The 22524-nt window shown below is 33.1% G+C and carries 11 protein-coding genes; 1 reads left to right on the forward strand and 10 read right to left on the reverse strand.

Annotated elements, in window-relative coordinates; translation table 11 throughout:
- Positions 1 to 166 precede the first annotated feature (166 nt).
- Complete coding sequence (locus ABJI11_RS02065) at positions 167 to 3898, reverse strand: glycoside hydrolase family 2 TIM barrel-domain containing protein (protein WP_348348967.1); 3732 nt, start codon at positions 3896 to 3898, stop codon at positions 167 to 169.
- A 527-nt stretch (positions 3899 to 4425) separates the two neighbouring features.
- On the opposite strand from ABJI11_RS02065, the gene ABJI11_RS02070 reads away from it, so the two are divergent.
- Complete coding sequence (locus tag ABJI11_RS02070) at positions 4426 to 5157, forward strand: NUDIX domain-containing protein (RefSeq protein ID WP_348348969.1); 732 nt, start codon at positions 4426 to 4428, stop codon at positions 5155 to 5157.
- Positions 5158 to 5287: 130 nt separating this feature from the next.
- On the opposite strand, the gene ABJI11_RS02075 is transcribed toward ABJI11_RS02070, so the two are convergent.
- The 9 genes from ABJI11_RS02075 to ABJI11_RS02115 form a co-directional block, all read right to left on the reverse strand.
- The gene (locus ABJI11_RS02075) at positions 5288 to 6397 is read right to left on the reverse strand and encodes a glycoside hydrolase family 16 protein (RefSeq protein WP_348348971.1); all 1110 of its coding nucleotides are present in this window, start codon (positions 6395 to 6397) and stop codon (positions 5288 to 5290) included.
- Between the two features lie 15 nt (positions 6398 to 6412).
- Positions 6413 to 9745: a VCBS repeat-containing protein gene (locus ABJI11_RS02080; RefSeq protein WP_348348973.1), complete on the reverse strand. Its 3333-nt coding sequence runs from the start codon at positions 9743 to 9745 to the stop codon at positions 6413 to 6415.
- Positions 9746 to 9820: 75 nt separating this feature from the next.
- Positions 9821 to 11311, reverse strand: coding sequence for a RagB/SusD family nutrient uptake outer membrane protein (locus tag ABJI11_RS02085; protein ID WP_348348975.1), 1491 nt, complete (start codon positions 11309 to 11311; stop codon positions 9821 to 9823).
- Positions 11312 to 11323: 12 nt separating this feature from the next.
- On the reverse strand, positions 11324 to 14548 hold the full coding sequence (locus tag ABJI11_RS02090; protein ID WP_348348976.1) for a TonB-dependent receptor: 3225 nt from the start codon (positions 14546 to 14548) through the stop codon (positions 11324 to 11326).
- Positions 14549 to 14585: 37 nt separating this feature from the next.
- On the reverse strand, positions 14586 to 15503 hold the full coding sequence (locus tag ABJI11_RS02095) for a hypothetical protein (protein WP_348348978.1): 918 nt from the start codon (positions 15501 to 15503) through the stop codon (positions 14586 to 14588).
- 488 nt (positions 15504 to 15991) lie between these two features.
- Entirely contained in the window at positions 15992 to 17188 is a 1197-nt protein-coding gene (locus ABJI11_RS02100; RefSeq protein ID WP_348348980.1) for a glycoside hydrolase family 88 protein, read from the reverse strand.
- Between the two features lie 11 nt (positions 17189 to 17199).
- Complete coding sequence (locus ABJI11_RS02105; RefSeq protein ID WP_348348982.1) at positions 17200 to 18777, reverse strand: solute:sodium symporter family transporter; 1578 nt, start codon at positions 18775 to 18777, stop codon at positions 17200 to 17202.
- 91 nt (positions 18778 to 18868) lie between these two features.
- Positions 18869 to 19744, reverse strand: coding sequence for an inositol oxygenase family protein (locus ABJI11_RS02110; protein WP_348348984.1), 876 nt, complete (start codon positions 19742 to 19744; stop codon positions 18869 to 18871).
- Between the two features lie 144 nt (positions 19745 to 19888).
- The coding region (locus ABJI11_RS02115) for an ATP-binding protein (RefSeq protein WP_348348986.1) at positions 19889 to 22524 on the reverse strand (2636 nt) is incomplete at its 5' end.

A 22524-nucleotide genomic window follows, 5' to 3' on the forward strand; every position in this document is an offset into this window, starting at 1 on the left:
ATTTTACATTAATAATAATCATTAATCAATTTATCCAAAACATTTTAATCATTTACTATATCGATTAACAGGGAAATAAACAGAAGGAGCTACTTAAAACAATAGTGTTAAAGCATTTACAAGAATCAATAGATTGTTGAAATTATATTCTTAAAGTAGTTACTAGTTATTTTTTAAATGGGGTTATATAAAAAGTAAAATTATACTGTTTAGGCTGTACTCTATATTTATTTAATACAGAAATTGCCGTACCCCCTACTCCAGAAACTGCATGATCCAAGTTTAGAGTTATATAATCTACTTCTTTTAGTTGACGTCTATAATAAGATCGTGTCATGTTGTCCGTATCATAGATTTGAGCACTCAAATTAAAAGTTTGATCACCTTTTATCTGTAATCCATATCCACTGTCATCACTAATAGATGTATAATATACATCTGTTTTATTACCATAATCTTGCGGAATAATATAAGGTACATAATCATCTTTTGCAGTAGTTTCATAACTACCGAACTTGGCTCCTGTTTTTCTATCGGGATATGTTTCGTAAGGTCCTCTTCCATACCATTCAATAGTATTAAACGTATTTGGAATTTGTAATTGTAGGCCAACTTTAGGAATCCGGTTGGTAAATTCACCTGCAGGTGAAGTATTTGTTCTAATAGCAATTTCCCCATTTTTGGTAATACTATAATTAAACTCGTTTAAAAAGCCTGTAGCATCCTTATTACTTGTAGCAAGAATAATCACTTTTAGGCCTACCTCGTTTTCTTTATTTATTATTTCTAAAGATGATACTTCATGTTCTAAATTATTTAGACCAATGGCATACAAACCATTAGTTAAATTAACACCCATACCATCTTTTTGATATCCTGTGGAAACGGTGAATGTTGGCCAAGCATCTAGTTCATTGGCTAACGGAGCTCTCCATACATTAAACATGGGGCCTTTTTTCAGAAATTCTTTATCTCTATAGACCAGTGAGGTTAGCAAACCATTTTGCTTATCAAATGTATAGACAAACTCAGGACCTTTAAAAACAATATTCTCTAGGTTATCTTCTACACTTAATCCGTCTACATTAGAAAGTACTGTTGGCTTTTCTACAAATGGAAATTCTAATTGCTCCCAAGCAACTTCATGTCCTTTTTTAGCCCAGTTGGTATCCTCAGATAATGATAAACTTACTTCTAACACATAATGTATTCCGGCTTCTAGATTACTTTTAGTAAATGGAATTTTAAATTCTTTTATTTTTAAAGGTTCCAAGTCAACCTTTAAATTACCAGATTCTATTTGCTTACCATTGGCTAATAATGACCATTTGGTATCAAAATTACTTAGATTAGTAAAAGGAAAACGATTGTATATAGATACTGTTCCTTTTTTAATGTCTATTAGATTAACATCTATAAGTTGTGGTGATTTTTTCAATTGCCACAATTCCGGTTGAACTTCCCTATCTGGCCAAACCAACCCATATGTTCTACCTGGCAACCCAATACTATAATAATGAGATTCATCGATTATAGATTCAAAATCTAGCCACAAAGAAGCTGAGTCTCTTAATTCCTCATTATCTACATTCAAATCCTCGTTAGAAACTACTTTATTAAAAATTCTAACTTTGTCAATAGTTGTATGCGCCAAATAGCCTAAATGACTATCAATTATGTTGGCAGATTTACCAATCTCAACCTGATAAGGACCGTTAGTAATATTACCAGAACAACTCTTGGTCGCTAATCTTTCTCCATCAATATAAAGTCCTAAATTCTTTCCATCATAAACTCCTGTTACATGATGCCAGCTACCCACCCAATTAGCAGGAAGAGAAGCTTCTACACTAACCCTTTCATCTGTATGAACATAAAATTGCAATTCAGATTTATCAGATTGAATAATACCATATTGATAATTTCCTTTGGTAACAAAATAGGCATGTCCGTTATATTTTTCAGGTTTCACCCAAAAAGACAATGTAAGCTTATTATCGGCAATATCCAGAGCTTTATCTTTATACACTTCTAACCAGTCATCATGACCACTTAAGTAAAGTGCCTTTCCAAACTTGCCCTCTTTTAAAACCGCATTATTCATTAAAGCTGCAGAAATCTTATTAGCTGAAGCATCTGGTGTAGTTATCCATCTTTTATCAATACCCGGGCTTACCCAATCCCAAATTGCACCACCTGTTAAACGTGGATATTTGTAAATCAGGTCCCAATACTCATCTAAACCACCAAGTGCATTTCCTGCCACAGATAAATATTCATCCATAAAAGAAGGTCTAGCATCTTCTTCAAGCGCGAATCTTTTTTCGAGCATAAATGGTGTAACATATCTTGGACCAACAATATCTTCACATTCAATAGGGTTAGTCTCTGGATCCTCATCACTATTACCCCCATACATCCAAGCAGGTCTACTTGGGTCTATTTTTTTTCCTTCAACAATTAAGGCACAAATATTATCTCCTGGACCACTTTCATTACCTGCGCTCCATATAATTACAGAAGCATGGTTTCTATCTCTATATACCATTTTCTGCATACGATCTAGATACTGATCTCTCCATTCTGGTTCACTGGATAATTGAATGTTACTGTGAGCTTCATCTCCCGTTTCATCAATAATATACATTCCCAATTCATCAGCTAAATCTAAATACTCCACATTTGGCGGATAGTGACTTGTTCTTACGCTATTAATATTGAATTGTTTCATCAAGGTTAAATCTTTGCGCATTGTTATAACATCCATAGCATGCCCAGTTTTAGGATGCATCATATGACTATTTACAGCATTCAACTTAACAGGCTTGCCATTAACATAAATAGCCTTGTTTTTAACCTCTACCTCCCTAAAGCCTGTTTTATGACTAAACACCTCAATAGTATTTTCTTTACCATCAATCAATTCTAAGATAAGTGTATATAAATTTGGGTGTTCAGCAGACCATTTCCTAGGATTTTCAACATCAATTGATACTGAAAATTTATCGTCTGCCATGGTTAATTTTTTAGAAACAATTCTATTTCCCCTATCATCATACAAAATGGCGTTTACGTTAAACCCATTTAAATTTTCATCAGTGTAATTTTTTACAAACGCATCAATATTTAGAGTGGCATTTTGGTAATTTTCATCTAAATCTGTGGTTACATAATAATCATGTATATGTGTTTTTGGTGTGGACATGATATACACATCTCTGTAAATACCGGCAAGTCTCCAAGTATCTTGGTCCTCTAAATACGAGCCATCACTATAATGTAAAACTTTAACGGCAATACTATTTTTACCTTCTTTTAAATACGGTGTAATATCATATTCAGCGGGTTCCATTGCCCCTTGGTTATAACCTACTTCCTTACCATTTATCCAAACATAAGATGCAGATTGTACACCCTCAAAATGTAAAAAATGTTTTTTCTCTTTCCAGTTCTTAGATAACGTAAAAGTCTTGTAGTAAGACCCTATAGGATTATACTCTTTAGGTACCATTGGTGGTTTTGAGTTATAGGGTTGACCAATGTTTCTAAACATTGCAGATCCAAAACCTTGCATTTCCCAATTGGAAGGCACTTTTATCTCATCCCATTTTTTACGATTAAAATTATCTTCATAAAAACCTTTTGGAGCCCTATCTAAATTATCTGAAAATTGAAATTTCCATGTTCCATTTAGACTCAATAAATTTATTGATTCTTTTTTACCTTTACTCAATGCTTCTTCTACGGTATTAAAAGGCATTAAGTTGGTATGAGGCAAAACTTGGTTACGTTGAAATATTTTTGGGTTCTCCCATTCATTTTGTGCTTGTGCTACTACTAAACTAAATAGTATACATATCTTAAAAAGAAAAACAGTTTTTTTATATGATTGATTCATTTATCAGTGATGTTAATTTCGATATGTTATTACTTAATTACGCTTTATTACGGGTAAATTAAAATAATTTATTAACCCTTACATTTTCCAAAGAATTCATCTTACCAATTCACTACATAAATTAGAGACACAACCAATTGAAATTTACCTAAAATAAAGGATACAGTATTTTAAGTGTTATTATTACACTTACGAATATATAAAAAGAATTATATTTAAATGTTTAACAGCTTAAAAAGATTTTCTAATAACTAATAGCCATAAATTAATTTAGTTTCAAATAGATAGCGTTTTAATTATTATTATTTGAATATTAATCTTTAACCTACCACAAAAATAATAGAGCTAAACCTCAAAAAAACTTTGTTTTAATGGATTTTAAAATTTATCAAAATTGTTAATATTCAAATAATTAAAATCCGAAAATGCTAAATTATAAGGTTAAGAACATCCTTTAATAATTGTTAAATAGTAGTATTTTAGCATTAAATTGATTATCAAGTTAATAGAAATATCGCTTATAAGTAATGAAAATAGGTAACGCCGATCAACACGAAGATGTAAATTACAAATTGCAATATTACAACAAGGAAGACCAAGTTTTACTGGCCGTCGATTGTATCATTTTTGGATTTGATAGAAAAGAAATTAAAGTACTTTTAGTAAAACGTGATTTTGAACCAGAGAAGGATAAATGGTCTTTGATTGGTGGTTTTTTAAAAAAAAGTGAAAACTTAGATGAAGCGGCAATACGCGTGTTAAATATATTAACAGGTCTAAAAGATATCTATATGGAACAATTGTACAGCTATAGTGAAATTGATAGAGATCCAGGACAAAGAACCATATCTGTAGCATATTTCGCTTTGATTGATTTAAGTGCAAAAAATTTAGATAAAATTAAAATTGATTCTGCGAAATGGTTTGAAATTAATAAAATTCCACAATTAATTTTTGATCATAATGAAATGATCAACAAGGCCATGTTGCGACTAAGGCGTAAAGCACTTGTAAAACCAATTGGTTTTGAATTGTTACCCAAAAAATTTACAATGCGTGAACTTCAAAGTTTATACGAGTCCATTCTAAATAAAAAACTAGATAAACGAAACTTTATTAATAAAGTAAACCTGCTTGACATTCTTGATAAACTTGATGAAAAAGATATGACAAGTTCTAGAAAAGGATCATTTCTTTATCGCTTTAACGAAGAAAAGTATAAGCGTAAATCTGATGAAGGATTTGATTTTAAAATTTGATAAAGATTAGAATGAGTTTTATTGAAACTCTATATATTGCTTTTATTCGCCTGCTTTCTTATTTAATCATTACTTAATAATCTAGTGTAGTAACTAATATAATTAAAAGACATTTATTTAATATAAATAATTATTGTGGCTGCCATAAAGTAATATAATCTACCAGCATACTTGTTGGATAATCTTCTGGATTAGGCGGCCCGGGAAAGTTACCTCCTATTGCTAAATTAATTATTGGGTACATATCTATTTGCGATACTATTGTAGGATCACAGATACTTGCAACAAGATTACCATCAAGATACCATTTCACAAATTCATCTGTTTTCCATATTCCATATTTATGCCAATCACCTGCAAAGTCTTCTCCTTTCATCTGTTTTATAGGCCCCACTCCAACAACATTATTAATTTCTGAACCATCACATTGAATACTTAAACCAGGCTCACCATTTGAGCTATTAAAACCAGAACCAGAAACTGACCACTGCCCATCATCATAATGATAAGCTACTTGCAAACGGTCTGTACTATAAGGTCCGCCCAAAAACGCTCCACCTGGTCCACGTACAAACTCCCAATCTATCTCTGTTCTACGTTTGCCGTTTTCTCCGGTATCTTGAGGACTTTCATAATATTTATGTAATAACCAAAAGGCTCCCCAAAAGCCGGCAACATCTGGTTCAAACCAGATATTTGCTTCAATATAACCATCTCTGTAGGGCGTAGATTCCGCTCCTGTTAACACCCCTGAATAATACTCCGCACCAGTGGCTTCCACTTGCTGATCATTGTTTAAACCAGCAGTTATAATAAGATTTCCATTACCATCAAAATCAAAAGGATTAGGTGCCTTTACGTCTCCATTTAGAACATCTGTATAATATTGTAATTCACTATTAATAGTAACGTTTGGTCCCCACGGTAGTTGGCTTTGCCATTTGCTGGGGTCTGGTAATGTACCTGGCTGTTGATTAAAATCGTCTTCAAACGTAATAATATAGTTAGAATCGATATCTGTAGGTAACCTATCATCTACAACCACAGGTTCTTCATCTGGTACTTCTTCCATTACTTCCGGTATTTCGTCAACTGGATTTTCTATTCCTGTAGTATTAGTTTGTTCAGAATCAGCATCTGTTGAAGAATTCTCCGAACATCCATTTAACATCAAAAATGCAAGAATGGTAGCTGCTACATTCAACCCATTACATCTCCATATTCTGAATAACAAATTCATAATTATCTCTTTTTCTTATTTAGTTTTCATGCGAACAAACTGTAGATAATCATCATTTTTAGCCACAATAATATATTCTTCGCCAGCAATTGTAATTCTATCCATATCCTTTACGTCACCTGGTGTATAAAAACCACTTTCCGTACTTTTTATAGGTGTAAAAGCCCCTTTACCATTCCCACTTAACAATAAGCCGTGTCCTGCATCTGCACGAGGTGTTTCTGCTTCAGATTGATAAAGATTACCTGCTACCAAAACGTCTAAACTTCCATCTCTATTAAAATCATCTACCAAAATTTGATTGATAGGTGAAATTTGAGATTCTTTAGGCAAATCATGTACTTTCCATGATCCACCAGTATTTTCAATAAAAGCACTTGCAAAAGATGAAACTTGATAATGAATACCTTTCTCCAATTTATCCTCATCATAGACATCCGTTAATGTAGCTGTAGAATATTCATTATAGGTTTTAAATTTATTTTTAATATCAGGCATTTGCTGAGAGGAACATTGGCGACCACGCAAAGGATATTTTTCACCATCATTATAATAACTAAGTACAATATCATTTGTTTGATTTTCATCAAAATCATTTAAATTGATATCAAAAGTACCATCTTCACTAGCTTTGTATTTATAATTTAAACCAAGATTACCAGCGACCAAATCTTGATCGCCGTCACCATCAAAATCACCTTTAGCCAATGAAAACCACCACCCAGTAGTACCAGATAATCCTAAATCTTCAGTAACTTCTTTAAACTCTCCTTTTTCGTTTCTAAGTACTTTAATCGGCATCCATTCACCTGCTACTATTAAATCTTCCCAACCGTCATTGTCATAGTCCACAAAAACCGCAGAGGTTACCATTCCAAATTTTTCTTTAAGAAATGGCGCTACGCTTTCAGTTGCATCTACAAACTTAGGTTTACCAGGTGTACTTACATTCTCTAATATATAACTCATAGGCGGATAGGGATAATTTGCAGGAAACAAACGCCCGCCAACAAATAAATCTAAATCTCCATCATTATCAAAATCGTTTGCAAATACCCTACTACCACTAGTTATCATTTTTGGTAGAACCTTTTGACCTTTGGTAAAATTCCCTTTACCATCATTTATATAAAGACGATCCTGCAACATCTCTGAACGATACGAAAACTCATTACCACCACTAACGACATATAAATCGTTATCTCCATCATTATCCGCATCAAATATTAAGGCATCTAAATCTTCAAAATCACGTTCATTAGCCATTAATTCAGTTTTCTGTTGCTTAAACGAACCGGTTTCTGTTTGAAAAAACAAACCACCTGGGTAGTTATGTGCTCCACCTATATAGAAGTCTTCCAAGTTATCTCCATTTAAATCACCAACAGCTATACCTGGCCCGAAACTAGAGGTTCTGTGTGGCAACAATATTTCGTAAGTAAAATCATTATATAAATTCTCGCGATGGGTAAATGACAAAATTGAATCGACATCACTTTCAAATAAAAAAGTGCTTTTATCCTTCTTTTCATTAATTGGAATATTGAAGGCCTCATCTATATTTACATTCAACGTTTGGTTTGTTGATATGTTTGCAAGAATTTGCTCTTTACCATTAGGCCATTGAATATGTAAAGTATCAACCTTACTAAACTCACCTAAACCAAAATGCAATTTTGGTGCTACTGAAGATTGAAAACCTCTAGCCAAGGTTAATTCTTGAAATTGTTTTGAACCGTTATTGGTTATAGTCGCTTTTACACCTATTCCTTGAATATTTTTTTCATCACCTTTAAAAGTCAAGGTCAAATAATTATTAGACGCGGAACTAGAGTTCTCAAAAACAGATGCTTTTTCGTCAATATTATTTGTAATGATTTCTAAATCTCCATCATTATCCAAGTCAACGTAAATAGCCCCATTTGAAAATCCACTATGTACTATACCCCATGGTTTGGTAGCTTTTTCAAAAGTTAGATCGCCCATATTTTTATAAGCGTAATTTGGTAAAGTTTCAGACGGCATTGCCATTGTTTTTGACAATAAACTATCCTTATTTTTAGTTTCTCCTTTTAGTTTAGCGAAAAAATCCTTGTTATTTATTTCTCTTCTTGAACCGTTAGAAACATATAAATCTTTTAAACCATCATTATTCAAATCCGCAAAAAGAGGGCTCCAACTCCAATCAGTAGAAGAAACTCCAGAAAGTCTAGATATTTCTGAATAGATAGGATAATTCTCTTTGGTTTCGCCAATATAATGTTGTAAAGAATTTTGCATATACTGGGTTTGAAAACCTGCTTCTTTAACCTGTAGCATCAATAAAGGATCCATACTTGCCATATTAGCTTTAGACCTCCTATTAATTTCCGCATCCATATCAACCTGAAAAATATCAAGATGACCATCATTATCAAAATCTGCTATATCAGCGCCCATACCATAAAATGATGTATGTTTTGTGCTCTCTTTAATTGTATTAGTAAATGTGCCGTCTTTATTATTTATATATAATATATCTGGACTATTAAAATCATTTGACACATAAATATCTTGCCAACCATCATTGTTTAAATCTGCTGCCGTTGCGCTAATGGATAAACTATACTCAAAAAGTCCGGCTTCTTTGGTTACTTTTGTAAATACACCTCCATCATTTCGATACAAATGATTTGATTGTAGATCAGTAACATGATACATCATAGCCCTTAAGGTTTTTGAATCTGTTTTAAAGTCTGTGATAGGATAATTGGCTACATAAATATCTAAATCACCATCATTATCAAAATCTAAAAAAGTGGCATTAATTGAATTACCAGCGTCATCAACTCCTAATTCTTTTGCCCGCTCTGTAAATGTATTATCACCATTATTAATGTATAATTGATTTTCTTTATTTCCATCTTGACCAGATACACTAACGTAAATATCCATAAACCCATCAAAATTCACATCTGCCATTGAAGTACCGGTGTACCAACGATTATCACCTTCAATACCAGAGGCTTTTGAAATGTCTTCGAATTTAAAATCACCTTTGTTTAAATAAAGTTTATTCTTTACTTGGTTACCTGTAAAAAAAAGATCGGTCAATCCGTCATTATTTACATCACCAGCTGAAATACCGCCACCCATATAGATATAGTAGTAAGTAAAATAATTTAACGAATCTGTTTCTGTAAGGTTATTTGCGAAATCGATAGAAGTTTGCTCAAAATTCAGTTTGTTAAAAATAGCCGGAACGCTATCTAAACTAGTATTCTTTGTACTCTGTTTTTCATTAGTTTTCGAACATGAACTAATGAATACAACTAAGCTTAGGTATAAAAAAAGTGGTTGAATTCTCATAAATGGCAATAGTTTTAAATAGAAAAAAGCAGAAATTAGATTTCTGCTTTTTTTAAAAGAAAAATTAGCTAAAAATCAATCATTTATTAATGGATTGGTATCTATCTGTTCCGTTGGTATTGGCAAGAATCGTTTGTCTAAAGAATAATTTGGTTTTATACCGGTATTAAACAAAAGCTCCATATCCAAATTCCATCTTTGTAAATCAATGAAACGTTTACCTTCGCCAGCTAGTTCTATTTGTCTTTCATGAATTAATGCCGCAAAAGCTTCATCTACAGAATTTACAGGATAGCCTGCATCGTTCATAGCTGCAGTCCCATATAATGGCATGCTTACACTTGGTCTAGACCTAACTTCATTCATTAAAGCTATTGCATTGCTTAAACTACCACCATTTCTGAATAACTCTGTCTCTGCTTTCATCAATAATACATCTGAGTAACGTAACAATCTAATGTTGGTTCCATTATCTTGAGTATGAACGTCATCTTCAATATAACTAGAATATTTTTTCATTCTAGTACCACCAAGTGTAGGTCCTGAAAAATCACCAACATCTGGATCAACACCCCATGTTCTTCCCGTACCGTAAGAATCACCGGTAACCCACCATGTATCATCGAATCTAGGGTCATTATCCTCATATGCCTCTACTAAAACGGGATTAGGTATACTGTTTCCCCATCCGCTATAATCTGCACTACGTAGCGTTGACAATGTGTTATTGTTACCAACATTATTACCCCAAAGACCGTCTAGTGAACCTTTTCTAAAATCAATCTCCAACAATGTCTCATCATTAAATTCACCTGCAACATTAAAATTATCAATATAGTTAGACATAAGTGAGTAAGATGTTACCTGATCAAAAGCTTCATAAGCTTCATCATATTGTTTTAAATACAAATAGGTTTTTCCAAGCATAGCAAAAGCAGTTTCATTGGTAGCCCTACCTACAGATTGAATGGCTTTGGTTCTCATACCTTCAGAAGCTATTTTTAAATCTGAAATAGCTTGTTGAAGAACTTCTTCTTGTGTACTCTTAGGTTGAAAACCACTTGTACTCTCGCCAATTTTAATTGGAACATCACCATATCTAGTAGCTAAAATATAGTAGTATAAACCTCTCATAAAATAAGCTTCTGCTACTAAAGGCTCATAAAACTCTGGTTCTGTCGTATAGTTTTCCGAACCCTCTATTACAAAGTTAGCTTTTGCAATACCAGAATATGCCGATTTATAGAATCCGCTGGGCGCATCAAATGTACCGTCCAATAAAAATTCTGAAATACGAGATAATTGTGGCTGACCAGAGATATTAATAGATAGTTCATCTGACACATAATCATAAAGCAAATTACCATAACGGCCATACATACCTTCTGATCTAAATGCAGAATAAATAGCAACGACAGCAGATTCTTGCAACTCTGGAGTAGCTTCTAAAACCGCTGCATTAAGACCATTTGTATCTTGAAATTGAAGATATTCATCTTCATTACAAGACACTAAACATATAGCCAAACCTAAGCTACATAACGTGTATTTAATTAAATTTTTCATGTTGATTCCTTTTTAAAATTCTATTTGTAGTCCTACAATAACAGTTTCTGGTGCCGGTGAAAATCCTTTATCAAGACCAATACCATCAATTACACCACCACTATTATAAGTTGGTCTAATTTCAGGATCATAACCTGAGTAATCGGTTATTGTTAAAATATTCTGAGCACTTACATATAAACGTAATTTACTAACACTATTATTCAATAACTGCCCTAGTGAATTTTTAGATAGTGAATACCCTAAAGTTATATTTTTTAATCTTGTATATGAACCATCTTCAATATATCTATCTGAAACGCGTTCATTATTATTGGGATCATTAGGTGTAAATCTCTCCACAGAAGTATTTGTATTGGTTGCAGAATAACGATCCAATATTCTGGTTGAATAGTTTCTAGGTCCGGTACTATTAAAATTATCAACGGTATAACTTAAATGATTATAAGCATCTACTCCTTGAACACCGGTAAAATACAAGCTAGCATCGAAACCTTTATAATTAGCACCTAAATTAAATGAATATGTAAAATCAGGATTTGGATCACCTATTACAACTCTATCCTCTTCAGAAATAACACCATCTCCATTTTGATCTTTAAATCTTATATCTCCCGCAAAAGTGCCTATATCACCATCTAAAGAAATTTCACTAGCGTCAATTACTCTACCATCACTTAAGACTGTGTATACTAGATTACCATTATCATCGGTAGTTCTTGAAACCCCTGCACCTGTACTTGTCTCACGAAATGCCTGTGACTGTAAAGAACCACTTATAGCAGCTTGCTCACTTTCAAAAATTCCTTCTGTTTCATACCCTAAAAAAGAATATGGTGCTTCTCCTGGCAAATTAAAAACTACAACACTACTAGAACCACCAAAGCTTACCTCTGCAGCCGGTATACCTTGACCGCCTGGCGCCACTTCTTTTACGACTGGATCAACAGTAGAGACGTTTACCGTAGCATTCCATTGAAAATCACCTTCATAATCGTTATAACCCAATGTTAGTTCTACACCTTTAGAATCTACTCTACCGGCATTTGTAAAGTTCGGCTCAAGACCTTCTGAAGTATCTACTATAGGAAATACAATTAACTGATCATTTTCACTAGTAAAATAATCCAATTCAAGCGTAAACTTATTTTTAAAAAGACCAAATTCAAGTCCGTAATTAGTTTTGGTACTTGTCTCCCAAGTTAAAGTTGGTGAGCTTACCTGAAGTACAGAAATACCATTAACATCACCTACAGGACCAAATGTATTGTTCAAAGCCGGATTAGTTGCAAATTGTTGAGCAGAATTATTACCAGTTTTACCATAACTAGCTCTCAACTTAAGATTAGAGATTGTGTTGTTTTCATTTAAAAAGGATTCGTTGGTAACAATCCAAGCAGCAGAAGCAGCTGGAAAGACTTCATCCCTAAAACCTGCTGCAAATTTTCCGTCGGCATCTCTTCTGATAGAGCCAGATAAAACATATTTATTCTTATATGAATACCCCAAACGACCCGCTAATGAAACTAGTTTATTAGGTAAGTATGATGATGCAATATTAACAATTTGATTTGTATCAAGATTACCAACAACCCCGGCACCGAAATCTGTAATAGTATTTGGCTCGTCACTAGTGTACCTAGTGCTACCCGTATTAATTTTAATCTGCAATTGTTCAAATATAAAACTAGCATCAACCCTATGATCTCCAAAGGTTTTATTATAAGATAAAACGTTTGTTAAACTTGTGGTTAAATTTCTATAAGTATTTTTCTGAAGAACTTTATTAATATTAGTACCATCACCATCTAAAAGTTCCTCACCATAAGTATTTTGTTGCGAACTAGAATTTTGATTAAAAAGATTAACACCTAACTGAAGTCTATTTGTTAAACCCGGGGCCAATTGAATTTCACCATAAATAGAACCCACAATGTTAGAATTTAATCGTTCATTATCATTAACATCAGCTAAAAGAACCGGATTTCGTTGACCGATAGTCACTAAATCTTCAACCCTACCGGTACCAGCATAACGGCCATCTTCAAATCTTACGGGTAAGTAAGAAGGCATTTTTAATGCCCAGGCCGGCAAAAACTCTCCACCTACTTGTTCGGGTGCTTTTTGTCTACTATAATTTAGATTTAAAGTTTGACCGATTTTAATCGACTTACCTACCTTATAATCTGTATTGGCACTGAAATTCCACCTTTTAAATTCGGTATCCAATTGAATACCATCTTGACTAAAAATACCGGCACCTACTCTATAATTTACAAATTCAGTCGCTCCAGAAACAGAGAAGTCATGATTGGACATCGGTGCAGATTGAAAGACTTCTGACTGCCAATTAGTATTTGCAGCTACAAAATCAGGATCAGAAAAACGAGGAGGAGTTTCATTAACACCTACTGCCGCATCAGAGCCTACTCTTAAATCTTCATCAATAAGAACTTGAATTAATTGATCCGTATCTATAACATCATAATATCTTGATTTACTAAAAGTTTGATAACCTGTATACGTATTATAAGAAATTTTAGGAGCCCCTTCTTTTCCTTTTTTAGTTGTTATAATGATAACACCGTTAGAACCTCTTGATCCATAAATTGCGGCTGCAGCTGCATCTTTTAACACATCTACCTTTTCGATATCATTTGGGTTTATAGCGCTTATATCACTAATAAATATACCGTCTACCACATAAAGTGGTGACCCATCACCAAATGTATTAAAACCCCTAATCAATACCGTAGCTGCTTCACCAGGAGAGCCACCGTTGCGAACCTGAACACCAGTAGCTCTACCTTCTAAAGCTTGGTTTATGTCAGCAGCCGGTAAAGAATTAATTTTATCGCTGCCAACCGAAGAAACTGCTGTTGTCAGTTCTGATCGTTTTTTTGAACCGTAACCAACTACAACTACCTCATCCAAAGAAGCTACATCTTCTTCTAAGATTATATTGAATTCTATTTTATCATTTGTCTGAATTTCTTGTGCGATAAATCCTAAATATGTAATATTTAAAATACTATTTGGCTCTACATTGTTCAAACTAAAATTTCCATCAAAATCTGTAATCGTACCGTTCGTAGTACCTTTTACAACAACTGATGCCCCTGGTAACGGACCATCTAGCGAAAACACCGTTCCAGTAATAGATTGCGCGAATATGATACTACTACTAAGTATCATAAACATAAACGCAATTATATTTTTTAATTTTAAAATATTCATAGACGTATTGGTTTAAAAGAAAAGTTAGTTTAATTGGTTAATTAAGTGGTACAAACCTGATATTATCTACATTTAGGGTAGCCGGTCCAACACCTGTATATTGATTAATAGCTATCAACATTTGACCTACTTCTGCAGGAATGATTCTTGCTTCTGGGTCACTCGCTAATCTAAAACTGGCAAAGGTTATTGAAAATTCTTGCCAACCTTCCTCATTGACTGTTATATCGGCAGTGTATTGCTCTCCTGCTCTATTTTGTGCTATTACGGTAAATAATGTACCCAATACACCGTTTACATCTGCATCAAAAGCAATTGCCATGTTTAATGGATTAACTTCTTCTATACCTGTTGCAGGAAAAGTTCCACTAAAACATCCTCCAAACCCTGGACTAGGATTACCATCCCAAATAAATTGAATATAATTACCATACTCGTCATCTGAACTTTCGCCCGAACTGGTTTGACTTCCATAACATCCCCATTTATCAGATCCAGCTTCTTCAAACCCTAATCCATCAAAATTTGAAATGAATACGGCACCAGGCTCAAACTGTCTACCAGGAACTCTTAAATCAAAATCAATTGTCTCGTCATCTATTGAAGAACCAGATAAGACTAATTGTTTTGAACCATAAACCACGTCAGAATTCTCTAAATTTGGTAAAATAAAGATGAGACGAAAATTAGTGTTAATAGTATTATTAATGGTCAATTTTATTGGATTGCCCTCTCCTATTAAATTTGCACTAGTGACCTTGTCAAAGTTTTGTCCCAAAAGCACCAACGAATCACCTTGAATTCCAAATCCAGCATTTTTATCGAGACCATTTATAGATTTTACAATTACAGTTTCATCTGTTGAGACTGTGTCATCGTCTTCACAAGACACTAAGCCGATTACGAGAAATAGGAATATAGAGCATACTATAGCCTGACTAAGTAGTTTTTTCATTTTGGTTAGGTTAAAAAAGATTAATACTGTTAAAACAGTTCTTAAATGATTTAGCTATAATTTAAGAATGGTAAGCACTCTTGTTATACATTGATGTAAAGCAAAGCTTTTCAATTCCCTTATAGTTAAGTGTCATTTTAACACTAAAATATAATAATATTCCAATTAAAAAAAATTGCAAAATCAAATCTAATACACAAATATTAACAAAAAAATATAATTCAAATATAAGACACTGTTTATCAATGTTTTATATTTGAATTATCAAAAGTGTTAAAATTACATTTATTTTAATCGTTGTTGAAAAACAAATAATTATGAGATTAAATTAATTCATTTGTTTCGGTGGAAATATTTATTAGATGGAGCAAAAGTAGAAAACAGAATTATTTAATAACTCTTATGTAGTTTTAAAAAGAGTGAGTTATTAAGGAAATAATATTGATATAATTTACATTAAACAAACACATTCTTTTTCATTAGTATACTCAATAACGAAGTTTACTATTGTTAATTCTAAATATCAATTCTAAAAAGTAATAGTCTGCATAAACAATTGGCACATTCATTTCATCCTTTTTAGGCCAGTTACCTGTACTATGATCCAAAATAAATGGAGCATTGGTATCTGCCGACAATATATACTTCTCACTTCTTAATGTATTCAATACTTTTTCAGAATAAGTGAGGTAACTAACCTCATTAGTATAGGAAGACAATTCTACAAGTGCAGATGCAGTAATTGTAGCCGCAGAAACATCTTTGATCACATTAGGAATGTTAGGGTCATTAAAGTCCCAAAAAGGTATACCATTCTCAGGAAGGTTTTTATGGTTTAAAAAGAAGTCTGCAGTTTTTTTAGCTTGTTCTAGATAATTTAAATCTTTTGTATAACGGTAGCACATAGTAAAACCATATATACCCCAAGCCTGTCCCCTAGCCCAAGCTGAACTATCACTAAACCCTTGGTGGGTAATTTTATCTTTTACCAATCCTGAAATAGAATCATACACAACAACATGAACACTACTGTTGTCTTCTCTAAAATGATTTTTCAATGTCATATTTGCATGTTGTACAGCAATCTTATGAAATGTGCTATCGCCCGAAATCTTAGTGGCTTCAAACAAAAGCTCTAAATTCATCATATTATCGATGATTACGGGGAATTCCCATATATCCTTATTGAAATCCCAAGATCTCAGACTGCCTACTTTTTCATTAAATCGGGTGGTCAATGTAGCAGCACTTTCAAGAAGCACCTTTTTATATTCCTCATTACCGGCAACGTCATAACCTTCACCAAAACTACAGTACATTTTAAATCCCATATCATGGGTACCACCGTTGGTTTTCTCTTTCTCCAAAAAACTAGTCCAAGCCATTGCCTCAGACTTAAAAGCTTCTTCTCCTGTTAACTTATATAATTGCCAAAGATTACCGGGGTAGAATCCGCTTGTCCAGTCATTAGGTTTAACTTTAAAAACTTCTTTGGTTTCTTTCGTATAACTTCTTGGAAACCCAATAGAATCTACAGGGTAATCTAAAAGTTTCTGATACCTAATTTTTAAAAGTGAATCAATAGACACTACATTCCTACTTTCTTTTCCATTTATAGTCTCTTTACAAGAAATAAATGTAAAAGAAATTAACAGCATTAAAGTTCCAGTCACAATTCTGCCCATTGAAAATAAGATTAATTAGTACCCAATAGTATATATATTACTATGGTAATAATACATAAGATGATAGCCATAGGCTTTGTGTACTGCCATTCTTTCATTTCCACATAATCATGATTTTCTTCCATTGTTCCTTTATGATTAGGATATAAATATGAAACAATGAACATCACCAATACATTTAGAACAAATTCAATTCCCCAAATATGTACAAAATGAATATCTACCTTGAATACAAAAGTAGTTATGATGTAAAACGTTAAACCAACAAGCAAAGCTACTTTGGCAGCCATGGCAGATACCTTTTTCAGAAAGAAACCTGCTAACATAATTGATGCTATCGGTATAAAGAAAATACCGTTTAATTGCTGTAAAAGTTGATAAAGTCCGTCTGGTGCATTTGCAACCATAGGAGCCACCAATATGGCAAACACCGCAAGAATTGTGGATGTAATTTTTCCAATTCTTACCAATTTTTTATCACTTGCATTCTTACCAAAATGTCGTTTAAAAACATCTATACTAAAAATAGTTGCAGCACTGTTCAATACACTATTAAAAGTACTTAGAACGGCGCCCATAATGATTGCAGCGAAGACACCAACAAAACCAATAGGTAAAACCTTTTTAACGAGCTCAGGATAGATCATATCTTGATTATCATATAGAGAATCCCCAAAATAGTAAAAGGCGATTACACCAGGCAGAATAATGATTATAGGCACTAAAATTTTTAAAACTCCCGTAAAGAGAAGCCCCTTTTGTGCTTCTACCAAATTCTTAGCACCAAGTGCTCGTTGAATTATGGTTTGGTTCATACTCCAGAAATATAACTGATTAATGATAAGTCCCGTAAAAAGCACTTCAAATGGTAATACCGAGTCTTTAGCCCCAATAACATTAAATTTCTCTGGGCTATGGTTGTATACTTTAGATAAACCGTCAAACAAATTGCCGTCCCCTATACCAAACAAGGCTATAATAGGTATTGCCAGACCACCGATCAATAAACCATAACCATTAATCGTATCTGAAATGGCAACAGCTTTAAGACCACCGAATATTGCGTATATAGAGCCAAGAACACCTATACAGACCACAGTAATCCAAAGCCCCTGTTCTTTAGATACGTTTAAAACTTCAGATATATTAAAGATACTTTCAATATTAATTGCACCGGTATAAAGTACAATTGGCAGCAATGTTACAATGAAGGAAACCATTAAAAATAGCGCTACCAAAGTTCTAGTAGTGCTGTCAAACCTTTTTTCTAAATACTCAGGTATCGTGGTCAATCCCATTTTTAAATATTTGGGAACAAAATATATAGCTGCCACCACTAATGCCAATGCAGATGTTACCTCCCAAGCAATTATGATAAACCCGTTTTTATAAGACGAGCCGTTCATACCTATTAAATGTTCAGTAGATATATTTGTCAATAACATTGAACCGGCAATAACCACGCCCGTTAAACTTCTTCCTCCAAGAAAATATCCGTCTTTAGAATCCAGTTTTTCTTTTCTTAGTTTAAACCAAGAATAAAAGGCAACAAAGGCGGTAAACGCAATAAATGTAATAGCGGTATACATAGGTAGATTGGTTGGTTTTGAAAATATTAGGTAAAAAAAATGCTCTAGTAGAATATGCTAGAGCATTGCTAAACTCAAATAATTGGGACAACTAAAAATTTAATTTCTCAGGTAAATACTTTGCCACCAACTCTTTATAATAAGGAAGTAATTCTTTTGCATCTGGTGGAACAGGCGCTTTTGAATATAGATCATATGGGTTAAATTTCTTTACCCATTCAAACATCTCAATATCCTTTGCTGTCATTAAATGTCCGTAATCATTTTCTCTATGTTGTGAGTAGAAAGAATGATAACGAATCATGTACAATGCGGGTTCTGGTAAATAATCTTTCATGATCTGATATAGATACTCATCATGTCCCCAGCTCATTTTTACATTATCCAATCCGCAATTAGGTTCATAGACCCCATATTTTGTATTGTATTTTTCGTTAGTAGCATCGGGGTTTGCACTGAAAAATTCTGGATATACTATTTTATCGGAATAAGCACAACCAACAGGAAAAGTATCACCAACTACCGCCCATTGCGGTTCTCCAAAAAGGCAAAGTATTTTGCCTAGGTCATGTATAAAACCAGTAAGTACAAACCAATCTGGATGCCCATCTGCCCTTATTGCTTCAGACGTTTGCAATAAATGCTGTAACTGATCAAGGTCAATATCTGGATCACTATCGTCTACCAGGGTATTTAGAAAATCTACCGCTTCCCAAATAGACATTTCTTTTTTATTGAACTGCAAGAACTCTTTCTCTTTTTCAACTACAAAATCATAGGTTTGAAATTGATGGTTTATCTTATAAAATTCTTTGACAGTGTCTAATCTTTCTGAGTCTACGTAATTTCTAAACTCTTCTTTTTCTTTTGTGATTTCTTCTGGATCAGGGTATCTCTCTAATAAGTTATCTTCCCAATCGTCGATATCAGCCATGGGATTGTTCTGTTTATTGAAGGCATTTTCCATAAAGTTGTAATTAGTTTTTGAGTAAGTTGAATATGATATTTTAAAAAATATCTATATGCAATCTATAAAAATTAAGCCAAAAAAAGATGGATAATACTGTCATAAATATGGATAACCAAAAATATAACTGGCATTTAAAAGATTCTATTTCAATAATTTACTAGGCGGAAAGCCAAACTGTTTTTTAAAGCATCTACTAAAGTATAACGGATCATTAAAGCCTATTAAATCTGTCACTTCTGATACGTTATATTTTTTAGTCTTTAACAGTTGTGCCGATTTTTTTAATCTAATAGTTCTAATAAATTCGTTTGGTGCCAAATCTGTTAACTCTTTTATCTTACGGTATAATTTTGAGGAACTCATACCTAATTCTTGACAAAGGTAGTTGGTCGTTAAATCTACATCATCAATATTATCTTCAATAATCTGGGTGATTTGCTCCATTAATTCTTTGTCTACAGGAGAATGTGTAAGCAGCCCCACTTCACTTTCTACCTCGTCAGAAAACTTAGCCTTAAGTTCTAATCGTGTTTTAATGGTATTTACGATCACCGATTTTAATAATGAAGGATCAAAAGGCTTCACCAAATAAGAATCTGCTCCAACATCATACCCCTTTACCTTATCTTCGTTTTCTGACAGCGCCGTTAGTAGAATAACAGGAATATGACTTATAAATTCGTCGTTCTTTAATTCATTGCAAAATTCTAAACCATCCATAACCGGCATCATAACATCCGCTACACACAACATGGGCTTGATCTTTCTACAAAGTTGTAATCCTTCTTGACCGTTTTCTGCCTCATAAACCTTGTAGTAAGCAGATAAATAGTCAATGAGATATTTTCTTAGTTCAATGTTATCTTCAATGACTAGAACCTTATCTTTTATCTCGGTATTTGTGGTTTTCCTTTTTACAGGCACATATGTTTCAGGTTCTTCAACCTCTTTATTTGAAATAAATTCAAAAACTTCTTTTTTGGAATAGCCATTTCTAGTTATGGGAATTTCTACGGTAAATGTACTACCTACATTAGGCTTACTTTTAACAACGATTGTTCCTTTATGTAATTCTACAAGAGATTTAACCAAAGAAAGACCAATACCTGACCCTGTATTATTCTCCTTACTATTTGTAGCTTGGTAAAAGCGGGTAAATATTTTTTCCTGACTTTTTACAGGTATACCTATACCGTCATCACTCACTTCAATTACCAACATTTCGCTATTGGTTTCTTTGAGCTTTATAAACAAATCAACGTGCCCGTATTTATTGGTAAATTTTATGGCGTTAGATAAAAGGTTATACAGAATTTTGTCATACTTGTCTCGATCTATCCAACCAAATAAATCTTCTACTTCACTATTAATATTTAATTCTATTTGTTTGTTGTAAGCGAACTCTTTAAAAGACTCGAACGTATTCATTGTAAACATTAAAATATCTGTTTTAGATACTTTTAGTTTTAGTTCCCCAGTTTGCGCTTTTCTAAAATCAAGAACCTGATTTACCAAATTAAGTAACCTACTCGCATTTTGGTGTATGAGATTAAACCTACTCTTTTGGTATTCGCTACTGTTCTCACTACTCTCTTCCAATAATTGTTTAGCAGGACCCAAAATAAGTGTTAACGGTGTTCTCAACTCATGAGAGATATTTGTAAAAAAACGAAGTTTCTCATTATTCAATTTTATATCACGCTCTCTATTTACCTTTTCTGTAACTAGTTCTTGCTTTAAACGCAACCTGTTCTTCATTTCTCTTCTTATCAAATAAATGATTAAAATGAACAATGCCAAAAAGAGTATTAAAGCTTGGTATGTTAACCAAAAAGGAGGTGTTATCGAAATTTGATATGAATTTACATCGCTCCAAAAACCATCACTGTTGCTTGATTTTATTTTAAAAGTATAATCTCCAGGAAACAAGTTCGTATACTGTACCGTTCTAGAATTGCTTGTAGTAGATATCCAGTTTTCGTCAAAACCTTCTAACATATATTCAAACCTATTGAGCTTTTCGTTAACGTACGATGGGGCAGAAAATTGAAGTGAAAAATTTCTATTCTTATAATCTAAGCTTATGTTCTTGGTCTCGTTCAAGTCTTTTTCTAAAGGTATTTGACCATTAATTTCAGTACCCGGATTAATTACCTCGTTCTGAATCTTAAATTCGGTAATCATAGGTTTTTTAGCAATCTTATTTTCACTGATAGCATGCGGTGAAAAATAAATAATACCATTTTTACCTCCTAAATATATATTTGAATTTTGAAAATTATAGAAACCGCTAGAACTAAAGACATCTAATCTATTACCACTTTTAACATCGTAAATATTATAACTTTTTAAGTTAGATTTTAGCCTAGCGACACTATTGCTATTTAGGTTAAACCAAATATCACCATTTGTGTACGTGAGCATATCAGTTATCCACTTATCCCTAAGTTCAACGGGTTCTTCTAACGGTTTAAATTTACCCTCCCTAAAATCAAAAAGACTAATACCTTTTCTGGTCGCAGCCCATAAACGATTTTCATTATCTAACGTGATGTCACTAACATTATCATGCAACAAACCTGGTTCTGGTGAACTAGTAGATGTATAATATTCAAAAGTATTTTTATCCTTCAAAAAATGAACAACACCTGTTTCTGTAGCGAACCAAATATTGGCATCGTTTTGCTTGACAATTTCATTGATTTGGTACCCTTGCAAGATTACATCTGTACCGGTTACCTTTTTTAAGGTTTTGGTATCTAATAACATGGCTCCTT

The organism is Maribacter sp., assembly GCF_039968975.1.
GTDB lineage: Bacteria > Bacteroidota > Bacteroidia > Flavobacteriales > Flavobacteriaceae > Maribacter.

What these genes read in the sequence shown, in the direction of transcription:
- ABJI11_RS02065 (WP_348348967.1), bottom strand. Translation starts at nt 3,898, where the DNA reads ATGAATCAATCATATAAAAAAACTGTTTTTCTTTTTAAGATATGTATA.
- ABJI11_RS02105 (WP_348348982.1), bottom strand. Translation starts at nt 18,777, where the DNA reads ATGTATACCGCTATTACATTTATTGCGTTTACCGCCTTTGTTGCCTTT.
- ABJI11_RS02095 (WP_348348978.1), bottom strand. Translation starts at nt 15,503, where the DNA reads ATGAAAAAACTACTTAGTCAGGCTATAGTATGCTCTATATTCCTATTT.
- ABJI11_RS02100 (WP_348348980.1), bottom strand. Translation starts at nt 17,188, where the DNA reads ATGGGCAGAATTGTGACTGGAACTTTAATGCTGTTAATTTCTTTTACA.
- ABJI11_RS02070 (WP_348348969.1), top strand. Translation starts at nt 4,426, where the DNA reads ATGAAAATAGGTAACGCCGATCAACACGAAGATGTAAATTACAAATTG.
- ABJI11_RS02080 (WP_348348973.1), bottom strand. Translation starts at nt 9,745, where the DNA reads ATGAGAATTCAACCACTTTTTTTATACCTAAGCTTAGTTGTATTCATT.
- ABJI11_RS02090 (WP_348348976.1), bottom strand. Translation starts at nt 14,548, where the DNA reads ATGAATATTTTAAAATTAAAAAATATAATTGCGTTTATGTTTATGATA.
- ABJI11_RS02110 (WP_348348984.1), bottom strand. Translation starts at nt 19,744, where the DNA reads ATGGAAAATGCCTTCAATAAACAGAACAATCCCATGGCTGATATCGAC.
- ABJI11_RS02085 (WP_348348975.1), bottom strand. Translation starts at nt 11,311, where the DNA reads ATGAAAAATTTAATTAAATACACGTTATGTAGCTTAGGTTTGGCTATA.
- ABJI11_RS02075 (WP_348348971.1), bottom strand. Translation starts at nt 6,397, where the DNA reads ATGAATTTGTTATTCAGAATATGGAGATGTAATGGGTTGAATGTAGCA.